This is a genomic window from Roseomonas sp. TS2, from assembly GCF_058833935.1.
This window is the reverse complement of the sequence record NZ_JCACVY010000281.1, coordinates 1-3,887: the sequence shown is the minus strand read 5'-3', so window position 1 is coordinate 3,887 and position 3,887 is coordinate 1. Positions and strand designations below refer to the sequence as shown.

Sequence of the window (3,887 nt, the reverse complement as noted above, 5' to 3'; positions counted from 1 at the left end):
CCACCGCCAGCCTCGGCCTGCTGGCCGGCGCCGGCCTGCTGTTCCGCGCCACGCGCTGCCCGCTGAAGGGCGGGCTGACGCTGCGCCAGGCCTTCGTGCTGACGCCGCTGAGCTGGGCGGCCATCACCGCCTGCGCCGCCATCCCCTTCTATCTCTCGCTGCATCCCGGCCTCGGCGGCAGCGTGACCAATGCCTATTTCGAGGCGGTCTCCGGCCTCACCACCACCGGCGCCACGGTCGTCACGGGGCTGGACCACGCGCCGCCGGGCATCCTGCTCTGGCGCTCGCTGCTGCAATGGCTGGGCGGCATCGGCATCATCGCCACGGCGCTGGCCATCCTGCCGGCGCTCGGCGTCGGCGGCATGCAGCTGTTCCGCACCGAAAGCTCCGACCGCTCGGAGAAGGTGCTGCCGCGCGCGCGGCAGATCGCCACCGCCATCAGCGCCGTCTATCTGGGCATGACGGTGGCCTGCGCCCTGGCCTATCTCGCCGCCGGCATGGCGCCCTTCGCCGCGGTGGTGCACGCGCTCAGCACCATCTCCACCGCCGGCTTTTCCACCTCCGATTCCTCGCTGGCCAACTGGGACAACCCGGCCATCCACTGGATCGCCACGGCGGGGATGCTGGCCGGCGCGCTGCCCTTCGTGCTCTACCTGCGCGCCCTGCGGCGGGACTGGGAGATCCTGCGCGACCCGCAGGTGCGCGCGCTGCTCGGCCTGCTGCTCGGCGCCATCCTGCTGGTGGCGGCGATCCTGGTGCTGCGCGGCACCTACGGGGTGGAGGCGGCGCTGCGCCACGCGGCGCTCAACGTCGTCTCGGTGGTCACCACCACCGGCTTCGCCTCGGCCGACTACATGCAGTGGGGGGGTGCCGCCACCGGCATCTTCTTCGCGCTGATGTTCGTCGGCGGCTGCACCGGCTCCACCGCCGGCGGCATGAAGATCTTCCGCTTCGTGGTGGTGGCCATCATGCTGCGGGCGCATTTCCTGCGGCTGCTCTACCCGCGCGGCGTGTTCCCGCGCGTCTATGCCGGGCGGCCGCTGCCGGACGACGTCATCGGCTCCGTGGTGGTGTTCTTCGCGCTGTATTTCCTCTGCTACGGCGCGCTCACCATCGCGCTGATGGCGATGGAGCTGGATTTCCTCACCAGCGCCAGCGCCGCCGTCAGCATGCTCTCCAATGTCGGGCCGGGGCTCGGGCCGGTGATCGGCCCGGCCGGCAATTTCGCCGGGCTGCCGGAGGCGGCGAAATGGCTGCTCTGCTTCGCCATGCTGCTGGGGCGGCTGGAGCTGTTCACCGTGCTGATCCTGTTCATGCCGCGCTTCTGGCGCGGCTGAGGCGCGGCCGGCTCAGTCGCGCAGCAGCAGGATCCCGCCCCAGGACAGGCCGAACATCGCCGCCACGACCACCCCGGCGGCGGCGCGGGGGTGGCGCGCCGCGCGCTCCAGCAGCAGGCCGGCGAGGGTGGCGCCCATCGCGAACAGCCCCAGCACCAGCAGGAAGCCGAGCAGAACGGGGTTGCTGGCCACCATCAGGCCAGCGGCTGTCCGGCCTGCCGGGCCGCGCGGCGCTCGGCGCGCAGCCGGGCGCGCTCCTCGTCGGTCAGCTGGGCGTAGCGGGCGCGGGACATGCCGAGCCAGGCCGCGCGGGTGCCCGGCCTGGGCTGGCCCGCCTGGGCACGCTCTCCCTCCGCCTCCTCAAGCCCGGGCGGGGTTTCGTTGGCGGCATCCTTGGTGGCCGGCGGATAGGCCGCGAGCCAACCCATCAGCGCCAGCGGCCAGAGCCGAAGTCCAGACATATCCGTCATGAGGCCCTCCGCGCTTGTTCGCGCCCTGCGGCACACCATTAGGATAGAAGAAGTGCAACGCGTTGATGGCCAGGATGTGTCCGCGCGTGACAAGATTGGCGCGAAGTGTCACCCGATTGCTTCACGGATGCTTGAGGCCGGGGCAGAGCGCCGCAACGTGATGAAGGAATCGAAGAGTTTGGCCAAAGGAAAGGGCCCATCGCCGCTGTTCACCGGCCACCGGGGAGGGCTGCACCTCCTGCCGGGGCTCGACAACCGCGGCGCCACCATCCTGCGGCAGGTGGTGGAGCTCTACATGGAAACCGGGGAGCCGGTCGGCTCCCGCACCCTTTCCCGCCGCCTGCCGCTGGCGCTCTCGCCGGCCACCATCCGCAACGCCATGGCGGATCTGGAGGAGGCGGGGCTGCTCTACGCCCCCCACACCTCGGCCGGGCGGCTGCCCACCGAGCAGGGGCTGCGCCTGTTCGTGGACGGGCTGCTGGAATTCGGCGACCTCTCGGACGAGGACCGGGAGGCGATCGCCATACGCTGCGCCGCTGCCGGCCGCAGCATGGAGGAGACGCTGTCCGAGGCGGGGCAGATGCTCTCCGGCCTCGCCGGCGCCGCCGGGCTGGTGGTGGCGCCGAAGACCGAGGCGGCGGTGCGGCACATCGAGTTCGTCGCCCTCTCGCCCGGGCGGGCGCTGGTGGTGCTGGTGAACGCGCATGGCCAGGTGGAGAACCGCGTCATCGAGGTGCCGGCCGGCCTGCCGCCCAGCGCCTTCACCCAGGCCAGCAACTTCATCAATGCCCGCCTCTCCGGCCGCACGCTGGAGGAGACGCGCGGCATGGTGGCCGAGGAGATCCAGGCCAACCGCACCGCGCTGGACACGCTGACGCAGCAGATGATCGAGCAGGGGCTGGCCACCTGGGCCGGCGGCGGCGGCGGCTCGCTGATCCTGCGCGGCCAGGCCAAGCTGCTGGAGAATCTCGACCAGATCGCCCGCGTGCAGGAGATCCAGGCGCTGTTCGAGCGGCTGGAGGCGCAGGAGACCATGCTGCGCCTGCTGGAGCTGGCGCAGCGCGGCCAGGGCGTGCAGATCTTCATCGGCGCCGAGTCCGGCCTGTTCGACAGCGCCGGCCTCTCGATGGTGGTGGCGCCCTTCCGCAACGGGCAGGAGCAGATCGTCGGCGCCATCGGCGTCATCGGCCCGACGCGCATCAACTATGGCCGCGTCATCCCGGTGGTGGACTACACGGCGCGGGTGATCGGGCAGCTCCTGGGCTGAGGCAGTTGGGGCTGAGGCAGTTGGGGCTGAGGCAGTTGGGGCTGAGGCGGGGGCGCCGCCTCAGGCGGCCTGGTGGCGCGCCCGCGCCGCCAGCACCTCGTAGGCGGCCCGCACCGCCCCGGCGCCATGGGTGCGCTCCAGCCGGCGCACGGTGAAATGCGCCCGCGCCAGGGTGCGGAAATGCTCCAGGAAGGCGAGGTTCACCGCCGCCCCCGCCGCCGCGCCCACCACCGGCGCCGCCTGGGCCGAGAGCTTGAAGCTCAGCGGCCCGATGAAGCGCGCCGCGATGGCGCCGACGAAGCCCGGCAGCAGCGCCGCGCTCATGTTGGGCAGGAACTGCGCCAGCGCCAGGCGGGTGGCGAAGTAGCCGGTCTCGGTGGCGTCGTCGGCGGGGCCGGGGCCGCCGAGGGCGAACACCTTCAGGCACTCGGCGCCGGTCATCGGGTCGTCGAGGTCCTCGCCGGCGGCGGCGGCCTCGGCGCCGATCTGCCGCAGCAGCACGGCGGTGGAGACGGGCAGCTCCAGCAGCGTGCCCGGCAGGCCGAAGGCGCCGCCCGCCGCGCCCGAGGCGGCGGCCAGCCCGCGGTGCAGCCAGTCCTGCCGCAGCCCGGTGGGGGTGCGGTCCGGCCGGCTGCGCATCGCGGCGCGCAGCGCGGTGGAGAGGGCCTGGCGCACCGTCCGGTCCAGCAAGCCCTGCGCCGAATCCGGCAGGCGGCGGCGCAGCGCCTCGATGGGCGTGCCCGCCATCTGCGCCATGCGCGCGGCCAGCGAGGTCTCCTCCAGCACGCGCCGCGCCTCGGCCAGTTCCGCCTC

Annotated in this window: 5 protein-coding genes; 2 read left to right on the top strand and 3 right to left on the bottom strand. The window is 72.9% G+C overall.

Going from position 1 to position 3,887, the window contains the following annotated elements; translation table 11 throughout:
• Positions 1-1,337 (top strand): TrkH family potassium uptake protein (locus tag ACZJYS_RS23300; protein ID WP_493180503.1); only part of this gene is annotated, 1,337 nt, incomplete at its 5' end.
• Positions 1,338-1,349: 12 nt separating this feature from the next.
• Here ACZJYS_RS23300 and ACZJYS_RS23295 read toward each other — a convergent pair.
• Complete coding sequence (locus tag ACZJYS_RS23295) at positions 1,350-1,532, bottom strand: hypothetical protein (RefSeq protein WP_109515698.1); 183 nt, start codon at positions 1,530-1,532, stop codon at positions 1,350-1,352.
• Positions 1,532-1,807: a hypothetical protein gene (locus ACZJYS_RS23290; RefSeq protein ID WP_493180502.1), complete on the bottom strand. Its 276-nt coding sequence runs from the start codon at positions 1,805-1,807 to the stop codon at positions 1,532-1,534. Before ACZJYS_RS23290 ends, ACZJYS_RS23295 begins: the two co-directional genes overlap by 1 nt.
• Positions 1,808-1,985: 178 nt before the next feature.
• Here ACZJYS_RS23290 and hrcA point away from each other — a divergent pair, with 178 nt between their 5' ends.
• Positions 1,986-3,074, top strand: coding sequence for a heat-inducible transcriptional repressor HrcA (hrcA, locus tag ACZJYS_RS23285; protein ID WP_379650348.1), 1,089 nt, complete (start codon positions 1,986-1,988; stop codon positions 3,072-3,074).
• 60 nt (positions 3,075-3,134) lie between these two features.
• Here hrcA and ACZJYS_RS23280 read toward each other — a convergent pair.
• A partial coding sequence (locus tag ACZJYS_RS23280) for an EcsC family protein (RefSeq protein ID WP_493180501.1) occupies positions 3,135-3,887 on the bottom strand: 753 nt, incomplete at its 5' end.